This is a genomic window from Klebsiella sp. RIT-PI-d (assembly GCF_001187865.1).
Classification (GTDB): domain Bacteria; phylum Pseudomonadota; class Gammaproteobacteria; order Enterobacterales; family Enterobacteriaceae; genus Superficieibacter.
In genome coordinates this window covers 992,444-1,018,109 of record NZ_LGIT01000009.1, presented here as the reverse complement: position 1 = coordinate 1,018,109, position 25,666 = coordinate 992,444, and the positions used below count along the sequence as shown (strand labels likewise).

Genomic DNA, 25,666 nt, shown 5'->3' with positions numbered 1-25,666 from the left:
CTAGCGAATAAAAGCAGGCTATTTTTGTAACCACCTGCCGTTGATGCCCTGCACGTATTCACCTGGCGCGGCACGCTCTACCAACTTTAGCCCGGCCATTTTGGCAACGTCATCGACCGGTAAATTATTGACATTTGCCAGCTGCTGATAACTTTCGCTACGTGCCCGATTAATGTGCTTCACCAGCGCCTGGGTTTGGGCATCCTGCCGTAAAGGTGCAATAAAACCACCCAGGGTCTCACCAACTCGCCCCTGGGTGCGCGCTTCCTGAAGCGTCAGCGCACTGGCACTACCGATAAAACTGAATGCCAGAAGCGCGAGTATAAACTGTTTTTTCATCATCGTCTCAGAACAGATCGCTACGTGATTTCAGGAGTTTTTCAACGTCTTTATCGACCTTAATATAAATTTCATGTTCAATTTTGACATTCATATTAATGGTAATAGGCTGCTCAGGTGCTGCAACTTCAATACGCGGCGTGCAGCCGGTCAATAGCGCTAGTGCCAGCGCAGGTAATACAGCGATCGCAGTTTTCATTATTATTCCTCACTTTCCTTGCTGGTCTGGCAGCGTCGCATTTTTTTCGAGCCATGATTGTAAATTATCGCCAAAGCGTAAACTTCGCCATAGCGTAAAGACATTCTCCTGGTGGTTATAGTTTAGATTGATTGCGTTACTTTTTCCTTCAACCCGGCTGATGCCGGTAATCGCCGCCTGTAAGCTTAATAACCCCAGGTTACTGACGTTGATTTTGGTCCATGAGTGCGATATTTCGATATAGCGTAACCAGTTAATCGCCGCGCCAGCCGCCATGTTATCGCTGACAATCGCATCCGCCGTGTCTTTATCAATACGCAGGGTTAAGGGGCCAGGATTGGTTAACCAGCCGTCTTTAATTATCCACTTCTCATTATTAAGCCATAGCGGTAGAGCGCCGCTTACCGGACCGGACAGCGTAAATTGCTTCGGATTAACCGCGCTGATTAATTCACTGGTAGAGATGTTTTGCACCCGCAATAGCGCTGGATCGTGCTGGGGAAGGCGCAACTGGAGCATTGTCATTTTACCGCCCAGCAGGTCAACGCTGACGTCGCTGAGCACCAGGGGATCGGTTTCACTCCACGGCCAGTGCCCTTGTAATTCTGCGGTGATGTTGGTTGCGGTGAACTGGTTGATAATCTCGGCGATATGCAATGATACCGGCCCGCGAGTACCAAACTGCCATTGCCCTGCGCCGTAGCGAAACGGCAGGATAAAATCGACGCCGTTAATTTTATTGTCCGGCAGCCATGCGCTCCCCCCTTTTACCACGCCGTGGCCACCTGCGGTAAAGCCCTGCCCGGTGGCGGCGGAAAAGGCAATCTGGGCGTACAACTCCCCCTCGCGCAGATCGATTTTCCAGTCGGGCGGCAGGAGCGGCTGAAAAACGGTGAGTGATTGTTCAGGCCACCATGCCTGCCCGCGCAGCCGCTCACCGTCCCAGCGTCCATTGACTCTCACCGGCCCGATGTCCTGCGCGTGGAGATCGCCTTTAAACTGGAATAGCGCCGGTTCCCTGCCCTCAACGCTGAAGTTAAGGCGCGAAGGCGGCAGGACACTTCCTCCACTAAAGGTGGTTTGCGCCGCGTCCAGGGTTAGTGCGCCGGTAAATCGGGGATGCAGAGGATCGCGCATCCAGATAACCGGTTTATTGAGGGTCAGGCGCGGCATGTTCATATGCATAGTGCCATAGCGTAACTGATCAAATCCCGTGGACAGCGTGTTAAGCGTAATGCGCTGGTCGCGCCACTCGCCGGTTCCGGCAACATCCCAGCGCGCCTGCATGGGCGTAAAGCTGCCGTCGCCCCAATAACGCCACTGCCAGAGTCCTTTATCCGGCAGGAAATCGTGAGCTTTGCCGTCAAGATGCAGGACAAAATCGCCCATTTGCTGCTCATGCGCCCGCAGGATCGCCTGTAAACGACCATCAATGCCGTGTTGCGATACCGTCACCCCGGCCAGCGGCCAGCGGATCTCATCCAGATTCAGCGACTCAATGACTCGCCCGCGCGAGCGTAATAGTGCGCCAGGCGCAAAGGCTAACTGCGGATCGTCAAGCCGTCCGCGAAGATGCGCGGGAAGCAGTGCATAGAAAATCAGATCGTCGTGTTTCGCCTCGCCGCTCAGTTGCAGCGGCATATCACTGTTTTCAGGATTAAGTTTGCCCGGCCCAAACGTCAGGACGGCATTACCCTTCCCGGCTTTACCGGTGGTGATAACGTTCACACGTCCGCTGATTTGTGCTTCATTAAGCCCTTTCTGCCACTCTTTAACCGTGACGGCCAGTCGGCCACTGAGAGGAAGCCCCTCCCATAACCCGCTCCAGCGCCCGTCGCTTATCGTAAGCTGGCGGGCACTGACCTGCCAGGGAAGATCGAGTAGCGGATCGCCGGTCTCGCGTGAGATAGCAATAAGCTGTCCTTGTGAGTCACGCCACTCCAGATCGACATCTACTGGCGAGGGGATGGTCGGGATTTGCAGTGTCGCCCGCGTGTGCCCTGCTACCGGCAGACCATCCGGCACCAGCGGCATCATAAATTGCCCGTTAAGCGTAATGGGCGGCTGGTCGGCGAACAGGCGCAGGGCGAACTCGTCAACCACCAGCGCCTGACCGTGCATCTGCGCGGCAAGCGTTATCTCTTCACCCTGATAGCGAACGGACTGCTTTTGCGGCGTCAGATCAAGAGCGAGACTGCCCTGCCATTTTTGCCAGGGAGTGAGCGTCAGGCGATCAACCGTCACCCAACTGTAAGGCAGCAGCGACTGCCACTCAGCCAGCGTGCGTGGCGCTGCCGGGGAAGGCGCCGTTTGCGGAAGCTTGCTCAGACAAGCAGAATTTACGTCTAACTCGCCAATAGATAATCGCCAGCGCCCGGGGTGAGTTAAGACCCCCTGCTTCAGGTGGACCAGCTCGCAATCGTCGACCAGATAACGTACATCGGGAATACGCAGCGCGTGCCATGACAGCGTCGGCGTCGCTTCCAGCGCAATGCGTGTTCCCGCAGGTAACCAGATACCGGCAAGTTTAGGGATCCACCAGCCCAGCGACATTAGCAGCGCAAGCGGCAGGAGAATAATGAGTAAGAGGAGCGTGAGTGCAGTTTTATATCTACCCTTCATGGGTAACAAATATCCTGATTGTCTGCGTTGTATCACTCAACATGATCGCTGAGCAACATGTTAAGCCGATGAGTTGAACCCGCAGGTCCAGCCGCCAAAAGTTGACCGCAGGTTAAGTATATCTGGCTTTTTTATGTATGGTACGCAAGGTATTCAGGATATCAATGTGTATTATCATGCAAATAACCACAATTACATCTGTCATAATGTGGTTTTTATGTCATTATTTTGTTAATAACGACTAACAAATGGCGGTGAAGCGCGCGTTTATCCCTCCCGCAGGAGCCATGCATGTTCTCAGGATTAAATGAAAACGAAACCAAAAAGCTGGCGGCATTTGAATTGCTGCGCAAGGAGCATGACTCGCGCGATCAAACCCTGGGGGGGTTTGCTCAGCTGGCAAGAGAGCTGATTGGCGTATCCGGCTGTTTTGTCACCGTATTTGACGATAAATATCAGTACATCAAATATGCATTTAATGTGGATTCACTGCCGGAAGTGCTGCCGGCCGATGAGACAATGTGCAAATATTCCGTTGGCACCTGTCAGCCGGTGATCTGTCCTGATGCCCGTATCGATCCCCGCTTTACCGATCATCCGCTGGTGGTTGAAGGCAACATTGTGTTTTACGCTGCCGCGCCCTTAAAAACAAAAGATGATTTTGTTCTCGGTACGCTGTGCGTATGCGACTCAATCGCGGTCATGCCCGATCAGCAGCAAATTGACCAGTTCTTGCATTTGGCCGCTTTAGCCAGTGCCTACCTCGAGTCCTGGTATTCAGCCGGACGCGTGGACGTCCTGACCTCATTACCAAACCGGCAAAGTCTGCTGGAAGACATTGATGGCCTGGCGGTAACGGGCGGCGCAGGTAACTACACGCTGATTATTTTTGACTGCATTGATATTAATCGAACTTATGAACTCTCCCGCTATCTGGGGATCGCAGCCGTCGAGAATATGTTGCGCAGTTTTCCTCCGCTGTTGCGTATGCGTCTCGATATCGATCCCTCGGTGGTACTCTATGCCTTTGCCACCGCGCGCTATGCCCTGTTGATGAAAGAAGAAGACGCTGACGAACTGGTGCAAAAGGCCGTGGGATTTCCCGCCACGCTCACCAAAATCACCGGGGATATCGAAATATCGCTGAGTGTTCATGTCGGTTATCTGACCTTCAGTCCGGCGCAGACCCGTGGGCAGGAAGTGCTGCGCAAAACGGTCAGCGCCCTGCACGAGGCTATTCGTCAGGATGTACCGGTCAGGGCATTCGATCCGTTAATGGATGAGAAGCGAAACGATGAATTTCGCCTGCTGTATGATTTGGGCGAAGCCCTGAAAATGGAAGGACAGCTTTATTTGGCCTATCAGCCAAAAGTTTCGCTGCGCACGGGTGAGATTAAAGGCGTGGAGGCCCTGCTGCGCTGGGAACATCCGACCCTGGGTAATGTATCCCCTACCATCATTATTGCCCTCGCTGAACGTACCAGCCTGATGGCAGAAATTACCCAGTGGGTGATCCGCCATACGCTCAGGCAAATTCAGACCTGGCACGCTGAGGGCGTCTCAGTACCAGTATCCATTAACATTACCGTCAGCGATTTCTCCAGCCCCGGTTTTTCACTTAAGTTAACCCGCCAGATTATCGCCGCGGGTTTAACACCTGCGGATATTCGCATTGAATGTCTGGAAACAGAGAAGATGCTCGAAAGCCCGGCGGCGTTAAACGAACTGGATATTTTAAAATCGATCGGGTTTGTCATTCTGCTGGATGATTTTGGCGCCGGGAACAGTAATATTAATTATCTGCGCCGCATTCCGGTCGATATTATTAAGCTGGACCGCTCTTTAATCAGCCAGATTACCTCCGATCCCGGTAGCCGAATTATCGCCCGTAATGTGGTCGTTATGCTTAAGGAGCTAAACTATACCGTGCTGGCGGAAGGGGTTGAGGATCGTGAAACCGCCCTGCTGTTGACATCGTTTGGTTGCGATGAAGCTCAGGGATACTACTTTTCAAAGCCAATGTCACCCGCGCAGCTACCGGCGTGGATCGCGAGCAATCCGGTGGTGGAAAAGCTTCGCCATTAACTCCGGCTGTTTAATGCGCCCTCGCCTCAGGCCTGATTTTCGCTCATTCGCCTGGCGCGGCGCGATGCTTGTGCACCTTCCTGCCGCGCATTATTTTCTTCCACCATGCAGACGCATAATACAGCGGAAACGAGCCTTTCAATTATTTTTCAAAAATTGTCAAATTATTTTAAAAATGTTAATCTGATCGCAGAAAATCACTGGAGAATGTCTTATGAAACTCGCCGTGTACAGTACCAAACAGTATGACAAAAAGTACTTGCAGCATGTTAACGACGATTATGGCTTCGAACTGGAATTTTTTGATTTTTTGCTGACCGAAAAGACCGCAAAAACGGCCAATGGCTGCGAAGGTGTGTGCATCTTCGTTAATGATGACGCCAGCCGTCCGGTGCTGGAAGAACTTAAAAATCACGGTGTGAAATTTATTGCCCTGCGCTGTGCCGGGTTTAATAACGTCGATCTGGATGCAGCCAAAGAGCTGGGCCTGCGCGTCGTTCGCGTACCGGCGTATTCGCCGGAAGCGGTAGCAGAACATGCTGTCGGCATGATGATGACGTTAAACCGCCGTATTCACCGCGCCTATCAACGTACCCGCGATGCTAACTTTTCGCTGGAAGGGTTAACCGGATTTACCATGCACGGTAAAACGGCAGGCGTAATCGGTACCGGTAAAATTGGCCTCGCCACGCTGCGTATCCTGAAAGGATTTGGGATGCGGCTGCTGGCCGTCGATCCCTATCCGAATGCTGCCGTGCTGGATCTGGGTGCCGAGTATGTCGATTTGGACACCCTGCTTTCTCAATCGGATGTGATTTCACTTCATTGCCCTATGACGGCAGAAAACTATCATCTGCTGAATCAAAGTGCGTTCGATCGAATGAAAAATGGCGTGATGATTATCAATACCAGCCGCGGCGGATTAATCGACTCGCAGGCGGCGATTGATGCGCTCAAAACGCAGAAAATCGGCGCGCTGGGTATGGACGTTTATGAAAACGAACGCGACCTGTTTTTCGAAGACAAGTCTAATGATGTGATCCAGGATGATGTTTTCCGTCGTCTTTCTGCCTGTCATAACGTACTTTTTACCGGCCATCAGGCGTTTTTGACCGCCGAAGCGCTGATCAGTATTTCGGAGACAACGCTGGAAAACCTGCGTCAGCTGGAAAATAACGAAACCTGTCCGAACGCCCTCGTCTAGTCTTCCTGCTCCCCGCCTGCGGGGAGCACTTTCAGAATAACCCCGATGATCATGCGCGTAATCGCGTTACAATGAGCGCTATAAACAGTTAATAAGATACAGGTATGAACATGAAGAAAGGTATTGCGCTGCTTTGCGCACTGATGCTGTCAGGTTGCGTCACGGATAAAGACACCTCCGTGACAGCAGAAAGTTTACAGCAGCAGCGCTTTGTGCTGCAAACGGCAAACGGTAAGCCGGTTACTGCCACGGACAAACCGCTGGAGCTGGCCTTTGGTCAGAAGGTAATCGCTCTGGAAAGAATTCAGATTTCAGGCTCAATGTGTAACCGTTTTACCGGCGCGGCGAAAATGTCTGCTGGTGAACTGAAAGTAGATAACCTGGCAATGACGCGCATGATGTGTAACGATCCGCAGCTGAACACGCTGGATCACACGCTCAGCGCTATGCTTAGCGCCGGCGCACAGGTTGACCTTACTGGCGACCAGTTGACTCTGGCAACGGCAGATCAGACCCTGACGTTTAAACGCGTCAACGAGGCGAGTTAATAGCTTCCGCAGGTGCCACCGGCAAGCGACTGTTCGCTACAGCGTTTGCCGTTGGGCAAGGCGCACATTCCGGCGCTGGAGCCATCGAGCTGGCGTGCAGCCGACAGGGTGCCGCCGATCATCGCACAATTTGCCTGGCCTGAACTGGACATTGCCGCCTTCATGCCCGGCGCTACGTGGGCCGCCGTCGCCTGCTGTACAGGTTCATTGCTGCTACACGCCGACAGTGCCAGTACGGCTAATCCCATTAAAAAAGCTGCTCGCATCTTTTCTCCCCTTTCATTAGGCCAAAGCAAATCGCCGCCCTGCGCGGATCGCAGACGTCGCCGAAACATCATAGGGAGCCGAATGCCGTTCGTCGAGCGTTGAAACCCGCATTTGCGGCGGCAGAAACATTTTCTGGCAATTTTGTTGAGGTAAATTGATCCCGTCCGGGATGAGAAAGGGCTCCAGGACACAAAAGCGAAAATGCATTGCTGTAGCCTTTGCTAAAATAAGGGAATTATATTCAGGGCTCGTCGACAGGTTGCGGGTTTCCTTATTTTGAGCAATGTATGAGGTCATATGATCACGATTGACGGTAATGGTGCGGCCGCCTCAGTAGCGTTTCGAACCAGCGAAGTTATCGCCATTTATCCCATTACGCCAAGTTCGACGATGGCTGAACAGGCTGATGCCTGGGCGGGAAATGGCGTCAAAAATATCTGGGGTGATGTTCCACGGGTTGTGGAAATGCAGTCGGAGGCTGGCGCTATCGCCACCGTACACGGCGCATTGCAAACTGGCGCGCTTTCAACCTCGTTTACATCATCGCAGGGCCTGCTGTTGATGATCCCGACTCTCTATAAGCTTGCGGGCCAACTTACACCGTTTGTCCTGCACGTGGCGGCCCGTACCGTCGCCACGCATGCGCTATCAATCTTCGGCGATCACTCGGATGTGATGGCGATACGCCAGACCGGCTGCGCCATGCTTTGCGCGGCAAATGTTCAGGAAGCGCAGGATTTCGCGCTGATCTCTCATATTGCTACGCTTAAATCGCGCGTGCCATTTATTCATTTCTTTGATGGCTTTCGTACCTCGCATGAAATCACGAAAATCGTTCCTCTTTCTGATGACACGATCCGTGGCCTGATGCCGCAGGCAGAAATTGACGCCCATCGTGCACGTGCGCTCAACCCGGAACATCCGGTGATCCGTGGCACCTCCGCGAACCCGGATACGTACTTCCAGTCGCGTGAAGCCACCAATCCCTGGTATAACGCGGTGTACGATCAGGTCGAAGCAGCAATGGATGCTTTTGCTGACGCCACCGGGCGGCAATATCAACCGTTTGAATATTACGGCCACCCGCAGGCAGAGCGTGTGGTGATCCTGATGGGTTCGGCTATCGGCACCTGTGAAGAGGTAGTGGATGAACTGCTGACCCGTGGCGAAAAAGTGGGTGTGCTTAAAGTCCGGTTATATCGTCCTTTCTCGGCGGCGCATCTGTTACGCGTACTGCCTGAAAGCGCACGGACTATCGCCGTGCTCGATCGCACCAAAGAGCCGGGTGCTCATGCTGAACCACTTTATCTGGATGTTATGACATCGCTTGCCGAAGCGTTTAATCGCGGCGAGCGTGAAACATTGCCGCGAGTAACTGGCGGTCGCTACGGCCTCTCGTCGAAAGAGTTTGGACCGGAATGCGTGATGGCGGTGTTTAATGAACTTAGCGCGGCGCAGCCTAAGCCGCGTTTTACGGTGGGCATTTACGACGACGTAACCAATCTTTCTCTTCCGTTACCAGAAAATACCCTGCCTGCCAGAGCCCGGCTCGAAGCACTGTTTTACGGCCTCGGCAGCGACGGTAGCGTGTCGGCCACCAAAAATAATATCAAAATTATTGGTAATGCCACGCCGTGGTATGCTCAGGGCTATTTCGTTTATGATTCCAAAAAAGCCGGTGGCCTGACCGTTTCGCACCTGCGCGTTAGCGAACATCCTATCCGCTCGGCTTACCTGATCTCTCATGCCGATTTTGTCGGCTGCCACCAGCTTCAGTTTATCGATAAATACCAGATGGCAGAACGCCTGAAGCCAGGCGGTATTTTTCTGCTGAACACGCCTTATGCCGCCGATGACGTCTGGTCGCGATTGCCGCAGGAAGTTCAGGCGATCCTGAAGCAGAAAAAAGCCCGTTTTTATGTGGTCAACGCCGCGAAAATTGCCCGTGAGTGTGGCCTGGGTGCCCGTATTAATACCGTCATGCAGATGGCCTTCTTTCATCTGACCAATATTCTGCCCGGTGACACTGCGCTGACCGCGCTTCAGGGCGCGATTGCCAAAAGCTACAGCAGTAAAGGTCAGGAACTGGTTGAGCGAAACTGGCAGGCGCTGGCGATGTCGCGTGAATCGCTTGCTGAGGTGCCGGTTCAGGACATTGATACCAGCAGCCCTGTGCGTCCGCCGGTTGTGTCGGATGAGGCTCCGGATTTTGTTAAAACGGTCACGGCCGCCATGTTAGCTGGACTGGGCGACGCCCTCCCCGTTTCCGCTCTGCCGCCGGATGGCACCTGGCCTGTCGGCACCACCCAATGGGAAAAACGCAACATTGCGGAAGAGATCCCCATCTGGAAGCCTGAAATCTGCACGCAGTGTAACCACTGTGTTGCCGCCTGTCCGCACTCGGCTATCCGCGCTAAAGTGGTGTCACCACAAGCGATGGAGCAGGCGCCTGATGCCCTTCAGTCGCTGGATGTGAAATCACGGGATATGCGCGGACAGAAATACGTGCTCCAGGTGGCCCCGGAAGATTGCACCGGCTGTAATCTGTGCGTGGAAGTTTGCCCGGCAAAAGATCGTCAGAACCCGGAGATCAAGGCCATCAATATGCTGCCGCGCCTTGAGCATGTCGAAGAGGAAAAAGTTAATTATGACTATTTCCTCGAACTGCCGGAAATCGACCGCAGCAAGCTGGAACGCATCGATATTCGTACTTCTCAGTTGATTACCCCGCTGTTTGAATATTCAGGCGCGTGTTCAGGCTGCGGCGAAACACCGTACATTAAATTACTGACCCAGCTGTATGGCGATCGAATGATGATTGCTAACGCCACGGGCTGCTCCTCTATTTATGGCGGTAATTTGCCTTCAACGCCGTATACCACTGATGCCAACGGTCGCGGTCCCGCGTGGGCAAATTCTTTATTTGAGGATAACGCCGAGTTTGGTCTTGGCTTCAGGCTCTCCGTCGATAAGCACCGCGATCGGGCGATGCGCTTGCTGGATACCTTTGCCGATAAAATACCGGCAGAACTGAATAGTGCTCTTCATGCAGAAGCCACGCCGGAAGTGCGTCGTGAGCAGGTAGCAGAGTTGCGCCAGCATCTGGCAAACGTTGAGGGCGCGGAGCAGTTACTGACCGATGCCGACGCACTGGTTGAAAAATCGATCTGGCTGATTGGCGGCGATGGCTGGGCCTATGACATCGGCTTTGGTGGTCTTGATCATGTCATGAGCCTGACGGAAAACGTCAATATTCTGGTGCTGGACACGCAGTGTTACTCCAATACTGGTGGTCAGGCGTCAAAAGCAACGCCGCTGGGGGCAGTGACTAAATTTGGCGAGCACGGTAAGCGCAAAGCCCGCAAGGATTTGGGCGTGAGTATGATGATGTATGGTCATGTTTATGTTGCGCAAATTTCGCTGGGAGCACAGCTTAACCAGACGGTGAAAGCCATTCAGGAAGCCGAATCGTATCCTGGCCCTTCGCTGATCATCGCTTACAGTCCTTGCGAAGAACACGGTTACGATCTGGCTCTGAGTCACGATCAAATGCGCCAGCTCACCACAACTGGTTTCTGGCCGCTGTTCCGCTTTGATCCGCGCCGGGCTGATGAAGGTAAAATCCCGCTGGCGCTCGATTCTCGTCCGCCTTCAGACGCGCTGGCAGAAACGCTTCTCAATGAGCAGCGCTTCCGTCGTCTGAATTCCCAGCAGCCGGAAGTCGCCGAGCAACTCTGGAAAGACGCCGCAGCGGATTTGCAGAAGCGCTATGATTTTCTTGCGCAACTGGCCGGTAAAGCAGAGAAGGCCCCGAGTGAATAATCGTGGTGTTGACTGAATAAGCCAAAAAAAAGCCCGAACATCTGTTCGGGCTTGTCATTAATACCATTGCTCTGCCGGGCAGAAAAACGGCTTAATAAAGCAGTGACAATAAAGGCATATAACTTATTTATGATACGGAATGAATTTCACTTTGTATAATTTTTATTTTGTATGGTTCGGCACAAACTATTCACCATAATTATCACTGTAACCTGTGATATATGGGCTTAAGATTTTACTCATCAAGTAACAATTGTTATTTACCATCTCAGAATAGTCTCCTTTAGCATACTTCCACTTCCTTCAAAGGAAGTAAGAACAAAAAAACATCTAAAGGATTATTTTAATGAAAAGAAAAGTACTGGCCCTCATGATCCCTGCATTATTAGTAGCAGGTGCTGTTAATGCTGCTGAAGTCTATAATAAAGACGGCAATAAAGTAGATGTCTACGGTAAAGTAGATGGTCTGCATTATTTCTCTGACAACCACGGTGCTGATGGCGATCAGACCTATGTTCGTTTCGGCTTTAAAGGTGAAACACAGATTAATGACCAGTTGACCGGTTACGGTCAGTGGGAATACAACGTTCAGGCTAACACCACTGAAAGCCAGGGCTCTAACGCCTGGACCCGTCTGGGCTTCGCTGGCCTGAAAGTGGGTGATTACGGCTCTTTCGACTACGGTCGTAACTATGGCGTACTGTACGATATCGAAGCCTGGACCGATATGCTGCCGGAATTCGGCGGCGACTCTTATACCCAGACTGACAACTTCATGACTGGCCGCGCCAATGGCGTGGCGACTTACCGCAATGCCGATTTCTTCGGTCTGGTTGACGGTCTGAACATGGCTTTACAGTATCAGGGTAACAACGAGTCCGCGAGCAACAATCAGGAAGGGACCAATAACGGCCGCGATCTGCGTAACGAGAACGGCGACGGTTTCGGTATCTCTACCACCTATGACCTGGGCATGGGCGCAACCTTCGGTGCTGCTTATACCAGCTCCGATCGTACTAACGATCAGGTTAACGCCGGTGGCAAAGTGGCAGGTGGCGATAAAGCAGAAGCCTGGACTGCAGGCCTGAAATATGATGCGAACAACATCTATCTGGCAAGCATGTACTCTGAAACTCGTAACATGACGGCGTACGGGAATACCGGTGTTGCTAACGAAACCCAGAACGTTGAAGTGACTGCACAGTACCAGTTCGATTTCGGTCTGCGTCCGGCAGTCTCTTTCCTGATGTCCAAAGGCCGCAACCTGAATGGTAATGCAGACACCAGCAAAGACCTGGTTAAATATGCTGATGTTGGTGCAACCTATTACTTTAACAAAAACTTCTCCACCTATGTTGATTACAAAATCAACCTGCTGGATGAAGATAACAACTTCTACGCAAACAATGACATCAATACTGATGACGTTGTAGCACTGGGTATGGTTTACCAGTTCTGATGCTGCTGGCCCGCTGTTTCAGTGATAGCGGGCTATTTCCCAATCTGCCCATCGGCGACAGTTAGTAGTTGCATCAGCGCCCCGCCGTGATGGATGATATCATTCATTAATGATAGCCGTAGAGGATGCGCATCATGCAACACCATCCCGTAAAATCATCCAGAATTGCGTCCATTGCCTGGGACGAAAAATCCACCACGCTTGAAATTGCGTTTTGTAATGCAGATATTATTCAGTATCGCGGCGTCCCTGCGCGTATTTTCCGTGACTTTCTTATCGTGGTTTCCAAAGGCCGTTTTTACGATGGCGTGATTAAAGGCAAATATCCGGAGAAAAAACTTACCCACCGTTAATATAGACACAACTTTACCCTCGTAAATAGCCCAGCGGCCCATTATTTGACTAGACTTTAAATGGGTACTTAACGAGGAGATTGTTATGAACAGAACAATTCTTGTCCCGATTGATGTATCTGATAGCGATCTAACACAGCGCGTGGTGTCTCACGTTGAATCTCAGGCGCGTATTGATGACGCTCAGGTTCACTTTTTGACGGTAGTCCCTTCATTTCCTTACTATGCCTCTCTGGGTCTTGCCCAGTCCGGTCAGCTCCCCTCTATGGATGAGCTACAGCAAGAGGCCACCAACAAGCTGAAAGAGATTGCCGCGCAGTTTCAAATCCCCGACGATCGTAAACAAACGCACCTTGCTGAAGGTTCGCCAAAAGATAAAATTCTTGAACTGGCGAAATCCCTTTCTGCCGATCTAATTATTCTTGCTTCACATCGACCTGATATCTCGACCTACCTGTTAGGTTCAAACGCTGCCGCCGTTGTCCGACACGCTGAGTGTTCAGTCCTGGTAGTACGTTAACCCTTCCCGGCCCGCAGGCAATTATTGCGGGCCATCTGCGTCTTACACGCATGGGCATTTATCTTTCCCCGGATCAGGCATAAAACGTGCTGGTATTCGCCGCTGTAATCCGTACCATACACGCCAGAGATAACCGTACCGATAATCGGTTGCGCCTTCAATAATTGAGTAAAGAGTCGATGAGTCAGAATCCGGACGTAACAAAGAAAGAACAGTACAATATTAACAAACTCCAGAAACGCCTGCGCCGCAATGTCGGTGAGGCTATTGCTGACTTTAATATGATTGAAGAAGGCGATCGCATTATGGTGTGTCTGTCAGGGGGTAAAGACAGCTATACCATGCTTGAGATTTTACGTAATCTCCAGCAAAGCGCGCCGGTCAATTTCTCGCTGGTGGCGGTGAATCTCGATCAAAAACAGCCGGGCTTCCCGGAGCATATTCTGCCGGCGTATCTGGAACAACTTGGCGTCGAGTACAAGATTGTTGAAGAGAATACCTACGGTATCGTTAAAGAAAAAATTCCTGAAGGGAAAACCACCTGTTCCCTGTGCTCGCGTCTGCGTCGCGGAATTCTGTACCGTACCGCTACGGAACTGGGCGCGACTAAGATTGCCCTCGGCCATCATCGCGATGATATCCTGCAAACGTTATTCCTCAACATGTTCTACGGCGGGAAAATGAAAGGGATGCCGCCGAAGCTGATGAGCGACGATGGACAACATATTGTTATTCGTCCGCTGGCCTACTGTCGCGAGAAAGATATTGTTCGTTTCTCCGAGGCCAAAGCCTTCCCGATTATTCCCTGTAACCTCTGCGGCTCACAGCCGAATCTGCAACGTCAGGTCATCGGCGATATGCTGCGCGACTGGGATAAGCGTTATCCGGGCCGCATTGAAACGATGTTCAGCGCGATGCAAAATGTGGTGCCCTCGCATTTAAGTGATACGTCTTTATTTGATTTTAAAGGACTTCAGCACGGATCTGAGGTGGTGGATGGCGGCGATTTAGCATTCGACCGCGAAGAGATCCCGCTGCAACCAGCTGGCTGGCAGCCTGAAGATGAAGATGTATTACGTGATGAAATGCGGTTGAACGTCATCGAAGTGAAATGATGGTGCGCGCTCAGGTCGTCGATGACCTGAGCGCCAGCTTACGCTTATTTCAGCAGGCGTACGCGAACGGATTTGCCTTTGATTTTACCATTCTGTAATTGCTTCCAGGCCTGACGTGCAAGTTCATGGCGAACGGCAACATAAACGTGTGCCGGATGCACATCAATCTTGCCGATATCCGCGCCAGTCAGCCCCATATCGCCGGTTAATGCGCCCAGCACGTCCCCTGCCCGCATTTTCGCTTTTTTACCACCGTCAATACATAAGGTCACTTTCTCTGCTTCAAGCGGCACGATGCTGATACCTGACGGCGCGTTCAGCCAGTTAATCTTTAATTGCAGCATTTCAGCCAGCGTGTTTGCACGCTGAGCTTCTTCAGGTGCACAAAGGCTAATTGCCAGTCCGCTGTTACCGGCACGCGCGGTACGCCCAATGCGATGCACATGCACTTCCGGGTCCCAGGCCAGCTCGTAATTAATGACCAGCCCCAGCGATTTAATATCAAGTCCACGCGCGGCCACATCTGTCGCCACCAGCACGCGAGCGCTGCCATTGGCAAAGCGGACCAGGGTTTGATCGCGATCGCGTTGTTCCAGATCGCCATGTAGTGCCAGCGTACTCTGACCGGATTCATTCAGCGTATCACAGACCGCCTGGCAATCTTTTTTGGTATTACAGAATACAACGCATGAGGCAGGACGATGCTGACTTAATAGTTTTTGCAGCAGCGCTATTTTGCCGCCGCGTGAGACTTCGTAAAATTGCTGCTCAACGGCAGGCAGTGCATCAACGCTGTCAATCTCGATTGTCAGCGGTTCACGCTGGACCCGGCCACTGATAGCAGCAATGGCCGCAGGCCAGGTTGCAGAAAAGAGCAGCGTCTGGCGCGAGGCCGGCGCAAAGCGGATGACTTCATCAATTGCCTCACTAAACCCCATGTCCAGCATTCGGTCCGCTTCGTCCATGACCAGCGACTGTAGTGCTTCCAGTGAAACGGTATTTTTTTGCAGGTGATCCAGCAGACGCCCCGGCGTTGCAACAATGATGTGCGGCGCATGTTGTAAGGAGTCGCGCTGGGCACCGAAGGGTTGACCGCCGCACAGCGTCAGAATTTTAATATTGGGTAAAAATCGTGCCAGACGGCGTAATTCACTGGCCACCTGATCGGCCAGCTCTCGCGTCGGGCATAGCACCAGCGATTGCGTCTGAAAACGTCCGGCATCAACGTGCTGTAGCAAACCTAATCCAAACGCCGCCGTTTTCCCGCTGCCGGTTTTTGCCTGCACCCGGACGTCTTTACCTGCCAGAATAGCGGGCAGCGCCGCAGCCTGAACCGGCGTCATCGAAAGGTAACCCAGCTCGGTAAGGTTCTCGAGCTGGGCTGCGGGTAATACATTCAGCGTTGAAAAAGCGGTCACAATCTTATCTCATTATATAAAGGGCAATCAGCAGGCGCGTATCCTCGCAGATCTGCGGCTCTGATGCGACAATTTAATCGGTACTTCATCCGGCGGCGGGTCCGGCATAGGTTGTGGATGTGGAATGGGATCGGGAACGGGCACCGGGTCTGTGGGCACCGGATCGGACTGTACAGCAGGAATAAGGAAAAGTAGCGAGAGATTCGACATTTTTAGCTCCTCGGTTACGGTACATCTTTAAGGGTAGATGCTGTGGTGCAGGAGGCAAAAAAAAAGCCGACTAATCTAAGCCGGCATCGTACGAATCAATTGTGCTATGCAGTAATTCAAAAAAAGGAAGTAAGACAATATGGAGCGCAACGCCCATCGCTTGACGTTGCATTCACCTGCGGGAGCTATATTGCACCGAACAGGCAGGCGCTTTATTGACTTCGCTCAATTATCAGGCCTTTTTTGGGGTCAGATAAGATTGAAAAAATGATTTTTTACAACCATTTTCTTCGATGCAACCACCATGTCACACCTCCAACAATTAATATTAACATGATGCAAAACGTAGCGAAGCCATAGTGCCAGTTACCGCCGGGGATGCCCCCGAGGTTGACACCGAAAAGCCCGGTTAAAAAGGTGCTCGGCAAAAATACCATTGCCATAAGCGACATCGTATACGTACGTCGGGCCAGCGACTCCTGGGTGATCTGGGTAATTTCATCGGTCATGACCGCCGTGCGTGAAATGCAGGCATCAATCTCATCCAGTCCCCTCCCCAGCCGATCGGCAATATCCTGCATGCGCCGCCGCTGATCGTCACTCATCCACGGCAGTCGCTCACTGGCAAGACGGGCAAATACATCACGTTGCGGGGCCATATAGCGACGCATCACGATAAGCTGCTTACGCAGCAGCGCTAAAAACCCGCGCGGGGGGATCTCCTGATCAAGCAAATTATCTTCAAGATCGATAATTTTATCGTGCAACTCTTCGATAAACTCGCTGGCATGATCCGTCAGGGCATCGCACACGTCGACCAGCCAACCGCCGCAGTCGGCTGGCCCCGTGCCCTCCTGAAGATCGCTGACCACATCATCCAGCGCCAGTACCTTACGCTGACGGGTAGAGACAATCAGCCGCTCATCCATGTAGACCCGCATGGCCACCAGTTGATCCGGCCTTTCATCCGTACTGCCATTAATACAGCGAAGCGTGATAAGCGTACCTTCACCCAGGCGGCTTACGCGCGGACGCAAGCTTTCTCCTGCCAGCGCATCACGAACATTATTGGGCAGCAGCGGTGTGGTGGAAAGCCATTCGGCGCTATCGGGATGGGTATAGTTCAGATGTAGCCAGCAAGGATGCTGTCCATCAATGAGGTCGCCATTCTGCAACGGCTTAACGCCGCCCCTGCCATCCAGTTGCCAGGCAAAAACGGCATCCGGCACATTTACTTCCGATCCTTTTAAGACGTCCACAGCGCCTCCGTCATCCACGTTTAGTGAGGTTAGTCTAGCCATGTGTGGTCGTTAGGCAACTGTAAGCAAAAGAATAAAAGGGTTAAACCAATTAGCTAATCGTACGATTTTTGTGCGTAATAATGCCTGTTTACTCACTTGTAGAGCCAGAATTGGATATTACTTAAGCGATTATTAATACATAGAAAAATAATTCTGCGTAAAGGCCGCATAAATGAAAATCTCTCATATACTCTTAAATTAGACTTATCTTATTTTAATACTGGATTGCATGATGGTGCTTGTTTCCTGGGACCCCGTTTTGATCGGGATGTCCTTTATTATCGCTTTCATTGCGTCCTTTGTGGCACTTGACTGTGCAGCTAAGATTACGGCTACGCAGCGTAAAAGAGATTTTTTCTGGCGTTTGTCTGCCGGTGCAACCTTAGGCATAGGTATCTGGTCAATGCACTTCATCGGTATGTTATCGATGAAAATGATCATGCCCATGCACTACGACTTCATCCTCACCTTTATTTCACTGTTGATAGCGATAATCTGCGCTGTCGGCGCTATCAATATCGCCGTCTCCGCCAGTGCGCTTGCACCCAAACGCTGGCTCCTCGCCACCGGAATTCTGAGCAGTGGCGTGACCGCTATGCACTATACCGGGATGTCGGCTCTCATGGTGCAGGGAACACCTCACTGGAATAAAGCGCTTATTGCATTATCGGTCCTTGTGGCATTACTTGCCTGTGGTGCCGCTTTATGGCTGACATTTAGCCTGCGGCAACGTCATAAAAGAGGGCTGGGCAATCGTATCGCGGCGGCAGTCGTGATGGGGCTTTCGGTCGCTGCGGTACATTATATTGGGATGAGTGCTGCAACATTTAGTGAACATGGTATGGGTCTGGCGGGGGGGCTGAGCGAGCGCGGCCTCTCTATCTGGGTAACGGCCACTACCTTGTTATTACTGGGATTTATGCTGGTATTTTCGACAATTGATTCCCGGGTGCGTACTACGCGTCTGTCGGACGATCTCGAAAAATTGAACCTGCAACTGGAACGTCAATCGCGTTACGATGCTCTCACCGGGCTGGCAAATCGTACGCAAATGGATTTTCGCCTTGAGGAATGTTTGCTCCAGGCACGGCAGCTCCGTGCGTCGTTCGCCGTCATTGTTATGGATCTTGACCGTTTTAGCTTAATAAATGACACCCTCGGCCATGCGGCAGGCGACCGCCTTTTAATGTCGGTCGCAAACCGCCTGAGCGCCTGCTTACGTCCTAAAATGCTGCTGGCAAGACCGCAGGAAGATACGTTTATTCTGCTGGTCCCGGATACCAGTGAAGGCGAGATGAACGATTTGGCGACAGCGCTGGTGGCGTCCGTCCGTCGCCCGGTTTATGAAGCAGGTCAACTGCTCAATCTGACATTAAGTGCGGGTGTAGCGATGTTTCCTTACCACGGCGAGAGCGTGCAGGAACTCAAATCTAACGCTGACAGGGCGATGGATAGCGCTAAGCAGCAGGGGCGCAATGGGTGGGCGATGTATAATCAGCACACTATGTATCAACCCGCTCATCACGATAATCTGCGCCATGATGTTCAGCAGGCACTGGCACGGCAGGAATTCGAATTATGGTATCAACCTATTTACGACACCAAAACCGATGCCATTCAGGGTTTTGAAGCACTTCTGCGCTGGCGTCACCCGCTTAACGGGATTTTACTTCCAGAAACATTTCTTCCGGCACTGGCCGAGTATCAGCAATTGCTCCCAGTTGGTAACTGGACCCTCGAAGAAGCCTGTCGGCAACTCAAGGCATGGAGTGAAGAAGGCCGCGATGAACTCACCCTCTCGGTTACGCTTTCAGCCGAGCAATTCGATGATGAGCGGACTCATCTTCTGTTGAGTTCATTGCCAGAAAAGTATGCCATTTCACCTGCCCGCCTCACGCTCAAGATAGCGGAATCAGTTGCGCTCAATCATCCCGAACGCAGTTTGCGCGTGTTAACTACCTTAATGCAATCAGGACTTACGCTGGCTATCGACAATTTTGGCACCGGCTATACGAACGTGATGCAGCTAAAAAATCTGCCGGTGCAGCAGTTAAAGATTAATAGAAGTCTGATTAAGGACGTTCGCTATAACGGCAGAAATATGACTATTGTCTCTACTATCATTGATGTAGCACACTCAATGCATATCAGCGTTGTCGCACAAGGCATCGAAACAGCAGAACAAAAACATTTACTGACCAGTCTCGGCTGTGACTATTTGCAGGGCTTTTTCCTGGCGCATCCCCTGCCTGCCGACGATATGATGTTGTTACTCGACAACCACGTTCATCAGGAAACACTCAATCCTGTTGCGGCATTTATCGAGCCTTTACTGCCAGAGGTTAAAAATTAAATTCAGAGATTTGACTGCCAAATTTTGTAGTTACCCTGCAAACAATTACCTTGCTGCTATACTTAAGTTCTGACAAAACAAGAGAGTAGCGAGGTTAAACATGAAAAAGGCGTTAATTATTCCCCTGGGCATTTTGCTGGCTGCGACTGTTCTTTCAGGCTGTACACGGACGAGTTACGCAATTCATACCAATGATGGCCGAACCATTATTAGCGATGGCAAACCGAAGGAGTCTGAAACCGGGCTGCTCGGCTATAAAGATGCGAATGGCGTGAAGCAGCAGATTAATAAATCTGAAGTGAAAAACGTCGCAGAAGTCCCTCATTGATTTACCTAAGCAGCCCTGTCACTGGGCTGCTTACCCAACCCACCTCGTAGCGCCCTGCCTCAGCACGTAAACCTGTATTAGAAAACAACATATAATCCAAAGAAATGTTAAAGTTATTAATAGCCTATCTTTTTACTTGTTAATCGCTTAAATTAGCCGTTCTTGTAATGATAATGCTCTTTGCATTCTCTCAGGAACATCTGGATTTCATGTTCCTGAGAGTTTTTTTACTCTGCCCTAACACCGCTTTTTCGTTTTGCTCTCGCCTTCCAGCATCTGCACCACATCATAAACTAATTGCTTAAAAATCATCTGTTAACATTTTTTCATAATTACAACGCGGCGAAATATACCGTTTGGTCTATGCTTAAATACATTGACGGTCGGATCAGACGATTAACTTTTAGTGACAAGAAGATTCTTAAAATCACGGGCTTAACGTTATATGCAAAACAAAGATGCTATAAATAATAGTACGCCAACATCAGGTGAAACACTTCCCTTAGCGGAAGAAAGAATTGCGTTAACCAAAGAAAAAATTGTCGATCGCCGCATCCAGATTTCTCGCAAGACAGTTTCGGATGAGCAGATTATTGAAGCTGAGCTTGAACATCATGAGGCAATAATTAATCGCATTGTTAAAAATGAAATAATACAACCTGATAATATCCCCGTCGCTCGTCAGGAGGGTGATATTTATATCATCCCGGTGATCAGAGAAGAAGTGGAAATAATTCGTCGTCAGGTTCTGGTAGAGGAGATCCACGTTAAAAAAAGACTTACTACAGAACATTTTCAGGAAAGCGTCATATTAAGACGTCAGGAAATAGATATTTCCACGGACAAGGAATAAGACTAAAACACCCCGTAACCTAAGCACGAGGAGAATTTCAGATGGCTCATGAAAAGATCGTTACTGCCTTTGAGCAGCCCCAGCAGGCTGCAGCAGCGAAAGAAAAGCTCATTGCGGAAGGTATCCCAGAAAGTCATATTGATATTATTTCGGGCGAAAGATTACGAGTTGAAGATAAAGAAATTCGCCATCCCAGCTTCTGGCAGCGACTGTTCGGGGACGATGTTGATGATGACTACGCCACCGAATATAACAAAGCTATTCAGCTGGGCGGTGTGCTGTTGACCGCACGCGTCGATAAAGATGAAGCTGACCGTGTTGAAGCCCTGCTTGACGGTTACTCTACCGACTACTCATCTCTACGCGGAACCTACGACCCGACTACCGAGCGAGATTATCTTGGTGAAGTTGACAGCACCACGGCTGCAGATGTTGGCGGTGTACGTCCGCTTGATAACCCGGTTTCCGGTGTTGGCGGCGTGGGTGGTATCGCACCTGCCGGGCAGACACCTCCGAATGTAGGCGGTATTCGTGCTCATGATACTGAGCTCGATAGCGATACGATTAGTGCTTCAGAAAGAACGCGTGACTGGAGTTCATCGGATAACATTACCGATACCGACGATCTCTCTGATACCCGCGATTTGACGCGTGACCGCACGTTGACTGGCGATGATGTTGATCGCGAAACGCTGAAACTGGCTGAAGAAGAAGTGGACATCGGCAAACGTCGTGTCAGTGACGGTAAAATTCGTCTGCGTCGTTATACTACTGAAGAGAATGTGTCTGAGGACATCTCCCTGACTGAGCATCACGCTAACGTTTTCCGCTCGGCGGTAGATGAGCCGACATATTTGCATGATGTTGACTGGTCCGAAAAAACGATTGAAGTTGAGGAATCACACGAAGTGCCGGTAGTTAATAAAACTACCCATATTCGTGAGGAAGTCGGTATTAATACCGAGCGCACTGAACGTACTGAAACGGTGCATGACACCGTACGTCGTCAGGAAGTCGAGGTAGATAAATCAGCTTCCGATAAAGATCGTCTTCTCAATGAAGATCGCCTGCATGATAGCAAGTTTGACGACGATAAGAAGTTCTAAGCCGTCTGACTCTGTTACTACAGCCCCCGCCTGACGGGGGCTTTTTTTATTTCCTGTTTATTCAACAATCACAATCCAGCTGTCATCCGGATTGCGCATCATCGCGCCAAATTTAGTGTTCAATAACATACATCGTCCGGCTATAGGCAACATCTTCTGGATTGTTAATCGGATACCCTTTCAGCCAGGGTTTAATTAATCTGCCGTTAGTGTACTGATAAATAGGTGCAATGGGAGCCTGCTCGGCAATAATCCGCTCTGCGGTATTGTAATCAGTATTTCTTGCTGCTTCAGTCGTTTCGAGTGCGGCCTGATTAATGATTTTGTCATAGGCCGGATTTTTGAAGCGGGCGATATTTCCACTGTGCGTTGAAGTCAGTAGCGACAAAAAGGTTGAGGGTTCGTTATAATCCCCGACCCACGAGGCGCGGATCACGTCAAAGTTACCGGTATTACGCGAGTCGATATACGTTTTCCACTCCTGATTTTGCAGCTTCACATCGACACCAAGATTTTTCTTCCACATTGATGCCACAGCAATGGCGATTTTTTGATGATTTTCTGATGTGTTATAGAGCAGTGTCAGTTTAAGCGGACGGCTCGGGCCATAGCCTGCCGCCTGCAATAGCGTTTTAGCCTGGGCATTAAGTTCAGCCTGGCTCATCTGCTCAAACTGGCTTTTCTGCGGGGTAAAACCCGCCGTGACATCCGGCGTAAAACGCCACGCTGGTTTCTCGCCGGTCCCCAGCACTTTTTCTGCCATCAAACGACGATCAATAGTCAGGCTTAGCGCCAGGCGCACGCGCGCATCGGCCGTAGGTCCCTTCTCCGTATTGAAGGCGTAGTAGTACGTTCCTAACTGAGGCGGCGTGTACACCTGACCTGGAATATCTTTAAGCAGCTTCTGATACAGGTTCTTTGGGAAAGATTCGGTAATATCAATACCGCCTGCCAGATAACGCTTGGTGGCAGAGGATTCCTGATTGATCGGCACAAACGTGACTTTCTTAAGCACGGTCTTCGCATTGTCCCAATAGTGGCTATTCGGCTCGACTACCAGCTTTTCATTCACCACGCGTTCTTTTAATACATACGCGCCGTTGCCGATTAAATTGCCGGGACGCGTCCACTCTTTTCCGCTCTCTACATTGGCTTTTTGCACCGGATAAAAGGCAAAGCTGGCCGTCAGATTGGCAAACCACGGGAGCGGTTTATCCAGCTGCACCCGCAGCGTGCGGGCATCTACGGCGCTGACGCCCAGTTTGTCCGGCGTGGCTTTTCCGTCGATGATGGCCTGAGCATTGTTGATGCCTGCCAGCGCGGCGAACCAGGCGAAAGGCGACAGTGTTTTAGGACTGACCAGCCGCTGCCAGCTATAAACGAAATCTTGTGCGGTAACCGGGGTGCCGTCTGACCACCGGGCATTATCACGCAGAGTGAAAGTCCAGACGCGGTTATCACTGGTCTGCCATTTGCTGGCGACCCCCGGCACAATTTCCCCTTTTTCATTCTGATTGACCAGACCTTCAAACAGATCGCGGATCACCTGTATTTCTGGCAGGCCCACGGCTTTTGCCGGATCAAGCGTGGCAGGCTCATCTTTAATATGGCGCACCAGTTCCTGTTTCTCAGCCAGTACCGTACCCGCCGGAACGTCTGCGGCAAATGAAAAAGATGAAAGCGAGGTACACAATAGCGCACAGCAGGTTAACGAAAAAGGATACTTCATAAGCTTCCCCGGCAAGTGAATACAGAATGAATTAATTATTTGTTTTGCTTAATAGAAATGCAAACAACTTGTGTCAGTAAATTGACGTTACCACAAATTACTATACTGTGAATGTAAACAGATTGAACGAGGTATGCCATGATCCTCACTCGCCCACGGGCACAACGCGGTGGCTTTCCGCCCGGTACGCTGCATTATGGAAAATCGGTGCTTGGTGCGCCGCTGTTGTGGTTTCCGGCACCGCTGGCAGGACATGATGCCGGGCTGATTATTGCCGGGACGCACGGCGATGAAAATTCGTCGATTGTGACCCTTTCCTGTGCCTTACGGACCCTGCCCCCTGAATTACGCCGTCATCATGTGGTGTTAACGGTCAATCCTGACGGTTGCCAGCTTGGTCTGCGGGCAAATGCTAATGGTGTCGATCTCAATCGCAATTTTCCGGCAGCAAACTGGAAGCCGGGCGAGACGGTTTATCGCTGGAACAGCGCGGCACAGCAGCGCGATGTCGTTTTGCTTACCGGCGATGCGCCAGGCTCAGAGCCGGAGACACAGGCGCTTTGCCAGCTGATCCGCCGGACGCGCCCGGCCTGGGTCGTCTCTTTTCACGATCCGCTGGCTTGTATCGAAGACCCCGACCACTCCGCACTGGGGCAGTGGTTAGCCGGGGCTTTTTCGCTGCCGCTGGTGGGTAGCGTCGGCTACGACACGCCAGGCTCTTTTGGCAGCTGGTGCGCCGATATTAACCTGCCCTGTATCACCGCGGAGTTTCCGCCAGTTTCCAGTGATGAAGCCAGCGAAAACTATTTGTCCGCGATGACCGGACTGCTGCGTTGGCAGGCTCAGAGATGAAGTTCTCCAGTGGTAAAGTGCAGTGACGGCTCGGCATCGGCGGCAAGCCAGGTTGGGCCATCAAGATCGGCGAAGCGCACCTGATGGGCTAACGGCAGGGCTGCCGCAATAGCCCGGGAGGTACACAGCATACAGCCTAACATCAGGTCGAATCCTTTCTGACGCCCCTCCTGCGCCAGCGCCAGCGCTTCTGTCAGCCCTCCCGTCTTATCAAGTTTGATGTTAATCATGTCATAACGCCCCGTCAGCGCAGCAAGATCGTCGCGGGTGTGACAGCTTTCATCGGCGCAAATAGGCAGAGGATGGATAAAATTCGCCAGCGATTCATCCTCTCCGACGGGCAGCGGCTGCTCCAGCATCGCCACATTCAGATCGGCCAGTAGCTGGCAGCGCGCGGCGAGCCCTTCGCTAGTCCAGGATTCGTTAGCATCGACAATTAATGTGGCCTGGGGAGCCGCAGCGCGGATAGCCACGATGCGCTCGCTGATCAGGTGCGCATCCATTTTAATTTTCAGTAGCCGTGCGCCCTTTTGCCAGAGCGTGGACGCGCTGGCTGCCATTTGCTCCGGCGCGCCAATCACTACCGTTTGTGCCGTGGTGATATGGTGGGGAGCAGGAATGTTCAGATACGCCGACAGCGTTTTTTGCTCTGTACGGGCGGCGAGATCCCAGAGCGCGCAGTCAACGGCATTACGTGCGGCACCGGCAGGCAGCAGGGTCTGGATCTCTCTGGCGGTGGCCCCTGCTTCAATTTGGCTTCGGATGGCCATGATCTGTGCCATCACTGATGAAATGCTTTCGCCATAGCGAAGATAAGGCGTACATTCGCCGGTGCCTTTTATCCCGGACTGTTCAATTTCGACGACCACGACTTTCGCTTCACTACGGCTGCCGCGAGCAATCACGAACGGCGTGTGCAAGGGCCATGCTTCTTCATACACTCTCAGGCTTCTCATCAATGAACCTCGCTAAAAGCGTTTGCC

Annotated in this window: 23 protein-coding genes; 13 read left to right on the top strand and 10 right to left on the bottom strand. The window is 51.5% G+C overall.

Going from position 1 to position 25,666, the window contains the following annotated elements; genetic code table 11:
* Positions 1 to 18: 18 nt before the first annotated feature.
* The 3 genes from AC791_RS11275 to AC791_RS11265 are packed head-to-tail and all read right to left on the bottom strand — an operon-like array spanning position 19 to position 3,160.
* A complete protein-coding gene (locus tag AC791_RS11275) occupies positions 19 to 342 on the bottom strand; it encodes a YdbL family protein (RefSeq protein ID WP_416202295.1) in 324 nt (107 codons plus the stop codon).
* Positions 343 to 346: 4 nt separating this feature from the next.
* Positions 347 to 538: a YnbE family lipoprotein gene (locus AC791_RS11270; protein WP_049840529.1), complete on the bottom strand. Its 192-nt coding sequence runs from the start codon at positions 536 to 538 to the stop codon at positions 347 to 349.
* A 9-nt stretch (positions 539 to 547) separates the two neighbouring features.
* Complete coding sequence (locus AC791_RS11265; protein ID WP_049840528.1) at positions 548 to 3,160, bottom strand: YdbH family protein; 2,613 nt, start codon at positions 3,158 to 3,160, stop codon at positions 548 to 550.
* Between the two features lie 291 nt (positions 3,161 to 3,451).
* On the opposite strand from AC791_RS11265, the gene AC791_RS11260 reads away from it, so the two are divergent.
* The 3 genes from AC791_RS11260 to hslJ all read left to right on the top strand — a co-directional run bounded on the left by AC791_RS11260 (position 3,452) and on the right by hslJ (position 6,997).
* Entirely contained in the window at positions 3,452 to 5,245 is a 1,794-nt protein-coding gene (locus tag AC791_RS11260) for an EAL domain-containing protein (protein ID WP_049840527.1), read from the top strand.
* A gap of 214 nt (positions 5,246 to 5,459) precedes the next feature.
* Positions 5,460 to 6,449 carry a 2-hydroxyacid dehydrogenase gene (locus tag AC791_RS11255; protein ID WP_049840526.1) on the top strand — a complete coding sequence of 330 codons (990 nt, stop codon included), beginning with the start codon at positions 5,460 to 5,462 and terminating at the stop codon, positions 6,447 to 6,449.
* Positions 6,450 to 6,559: 110 nt separating this feature from the next.
* Positions 6,560 to 6,997, top strand: a complete 438-nt coding sequence (hslJ, locus tag AC791_RS11250) for a heat shock protein HslJ (RefSeq protein WP_049840525.1) — start codon at positions 6,560 to 6,562, stop codon at positions 6,995 to 6,997.
* Here hslJ and AC791_RS11245 read toward each other — a convergent pair.
* Positions 6,994 to 7,263 (bottom strand): DUF333 domain-containing protein, encoded by a 270-nt coding sequence (locus AC791_RS11245; protein ID WP_049840524.1) that lies wholly within the window; start codon positions 7,261 to 7,263, stop codon positions 6,994 to 6,996. The two genes, hslJ and AC791_RS11245, sit on opposite strands and share 4 nt — an antisense overlap.
* A 16-nt stretch (positions 7,264 to 7,279) precedes the next feature.
* Entirely contained in the window at positions 7,280 to 7,561 is a 282-nt protein-coding gene (locus AC791_RS11240; RefSeq protein ID WP_049840523.1) for a hypothetical protein, read from the bottom strand.
* Between AC791_RS11240 and nifJ the strand changes: the two genes are divergently transcribed.
* The 5 genes from nifJ (at position 7,562) to ttcA (ending at position 14,533) form a co-directional block, all read left to right on the top strand.
* Positions 7,562 to 11,086 carry a pyruvate:ferredoxin (flavodoxin) oxidoreductase gene (nifJ, locus tag AC791_RS11235; protein WP_049840522.1) on the top strand — a complete coding sequence of 1,175 codons (3,525 nt, stop codon included), beginning with the start codon at positions 7,562 to 7,564 and terminating at the stop codon, positions 11,084 to 11,086. It begins immediately after the preceding gene.
* Between the two features lie 346 nt (positions 11,087 to 11,432).
* Positions 11,433 to 12,545 carry a porin OmpC gene (ompC, locus tag AC791_RS11230; RefSeq protein ID WP_049840521.1) on the top strand — a complete coding sequence of 371 codons (1,113 nt, stop codon included), beginning with the start codon at positions 11,433 to 11,435 and terminating at the stop codon, positions 12,543 to 12,545.
* Between the two features lie 134 nt (positions 12,546 to 12,679).
* Complete coding sequence (locus AC791_RS11225; protein WP_049840520.1) at positions 12,680 to 12,898, top strand: KTSC domain-containing protein; 219 nt, start codon at positions 12,680 to 12,682, stop codon at positions 12,896 to 12,898.
* An 85-nt stretch (positions 12,899 to 12,983) separates the two neighbouring features.
* Entirely contained in the window at positions 12,984 to 13,418 is a 435-nt protein-coding gene (gene uspF / locus AC791_RS11220; RefSeq protein WP_049840519.1) for a universal stress protein UspF, read from the top strand.
* A gap of 179 nt (positions 13,419 to 13,597) precedes the next feature.
* Positions 13,598 to 14,533: a tRNA 2-thiocytidine(32) synthetase TtcA gene (gene ttcA, locus AC791_RS11215; protein WP_049840518.1), complete on the top strand. Its 936-nt coding sequence runs from the start codon at positions 13,598 to 13,600 to the stop codon at positions 14,531 to 14,533.
* Between the two features lie 44 nt (positions 14,534 to 14,577).
* Here the strand turns inward: ttcA and dbpA are convergent, their stop codons facing one another.
* The 3 genes from dbpA to zntB form a co-directional block, all read right to left on the bottom strand.
* Positions 14,578 to 15,951, bottom strand: coding sequence for an ATP-dependent RNA helicase DbpA (gene dbpA / locus AC791_RS11210; RefSeq protein ID WP_049840517.1), 1,374 nt, complete (start codon positions 15,949 to 15,951; stop codon positions 14,578 to 14,580).
* Positions 15,952 to 15,978: 27 nt separating this feature from the next.
* Positions 15,979 to 16,161, bottom strand: coding sequence for a hypothetical protein (locus AC791_RS19825; protein WP_072094339.1), 183 nt, complete (start codon positions 16,159 to 16,161; stop codon positions 15,979 to 15,981).
* Between the two features lie 275 nt (positions 16,162 to 16,436).
* Positions 16,437 to 17,420, bottom strand: a complete 984-nt coding sequence (zntB, locus tag AC791_RS11205) for a zinc transporter ZntB (protein WP_049840516.1) — start codon at positions 17,418 to 17,420, stop codon at positions 16,437 to 16,439.
* Positions 17,421 to 17,691: 271 nt separating this feature from the next.
* On the opposite strand from zntB, the gene AC791_RS11200 reads away from it, so the two are divergent.
* The 4 genes from AC791_RS11200 to AC791_RS11185 all read left to right on the top strand — a co-directional run bounded on the left by AC791_RS11200 (position 17,692) and on the right by AC791_RS11185 (position 22,102).
* The gene (locus AC791_RS11200) at positions 17,692 to 19,815 is read left to right on the top strand and encodes a putative bifunctional diguanylate cyclase/phosphodiesterase (RefSeq protein ID WP_049840515.1); all 2,124 of its coding nucleotides are present in this window, start codon (positions 17,692 to 17,694) and stop codon (positions 19,813 to 19,815) included.
* A gap of 100 nt (positions 19,816 to 19,915) precedes the next feature.
* Entirely contained in the window at positions 19,916 to 20,143 is a 228-nt protein-coding gene (locus AC791_RS11195) for a YgdI/YgdR family lipoprotein (protein WP_049840514.1), read from the top strand.
* A 445-nt stretch (positions 20,144 to 20,588) separates the two neighbouring features.
* Positions 20,589 to 20,996, top strand: coding sequence for a YsnF/AvaK domain-containing protein (locus AC791_RS11190; protein WP_049840513.1), 408 nt, complete (start codon positions 20,589 to 20,591; stop codon positions 20,994 to 20,996).
* 41 nt (positions 20,997 to 21,037) lie between these two features.
* Complete coding sequence (locus tag AC791_RS11185) at positions 21,038 to 22,102, top strand: YsnF/AvaK domain-containing protein (RefSeq protein ID WP_049840512.1); 1,065 nt, start codon at positions 21,038 to 21,040, stop codon at positions 22,100 to 22,102.
* Positions 22,103 to 22,214: 112 nt separating this feature from the next.
* Here the strand turns inward: AC791_RS11185 and AC791_RS11180 are convergent, their stop codons facing one another.
* Positions 22,215 to 23,831 (bottom strand): peptide ABC transporter substrate-binding protein, encoded by a 1,617-nt coding sequence (locus AC791_RS11180; protein WP_049840511.1) that lies wholly within the window; start codon positions 23,829 to 23,831, stop codon positions 22,215 to 22,217.
* 138 nt (positions 23,832 to 23,969) lie between these two features.
* On the opposite strand from AC791_RS11180, the gene mpaA reads away from it, so the two are divergent.
* The gene (gene mpaA / locus AC791_RS11175; protein WP_049840510.1) at positions 23,970 to 24,683 is read left to right on the top strand and encodes a murein tripeptide amidase MpaA; all 714 of its coding nucleotides are present in this window, start codon (positions 23,970 to 23,972) and stop codon (positions 24,681 to 24,683) included.
* On the opposite strand, the gene ycjG is transcribed toward mpaA, so the two are convergent.
* Positions 24,674 to 25,639, bottom strand: coding sequence for an L-Ala-D/L-Glu epimerase (gene ycjG, locus AC791_RS11170; protein ID WP_049840509.1), 966 nt, complete (start codon positions 25,637 to 25,639; stop codon positions 24,674 to 24,676). The genes mpaA and ycjG overlap by 10 nt on opposite strands.
* Positions 25,640 to 25,666 lie beyond the last annotated feature (27 nt).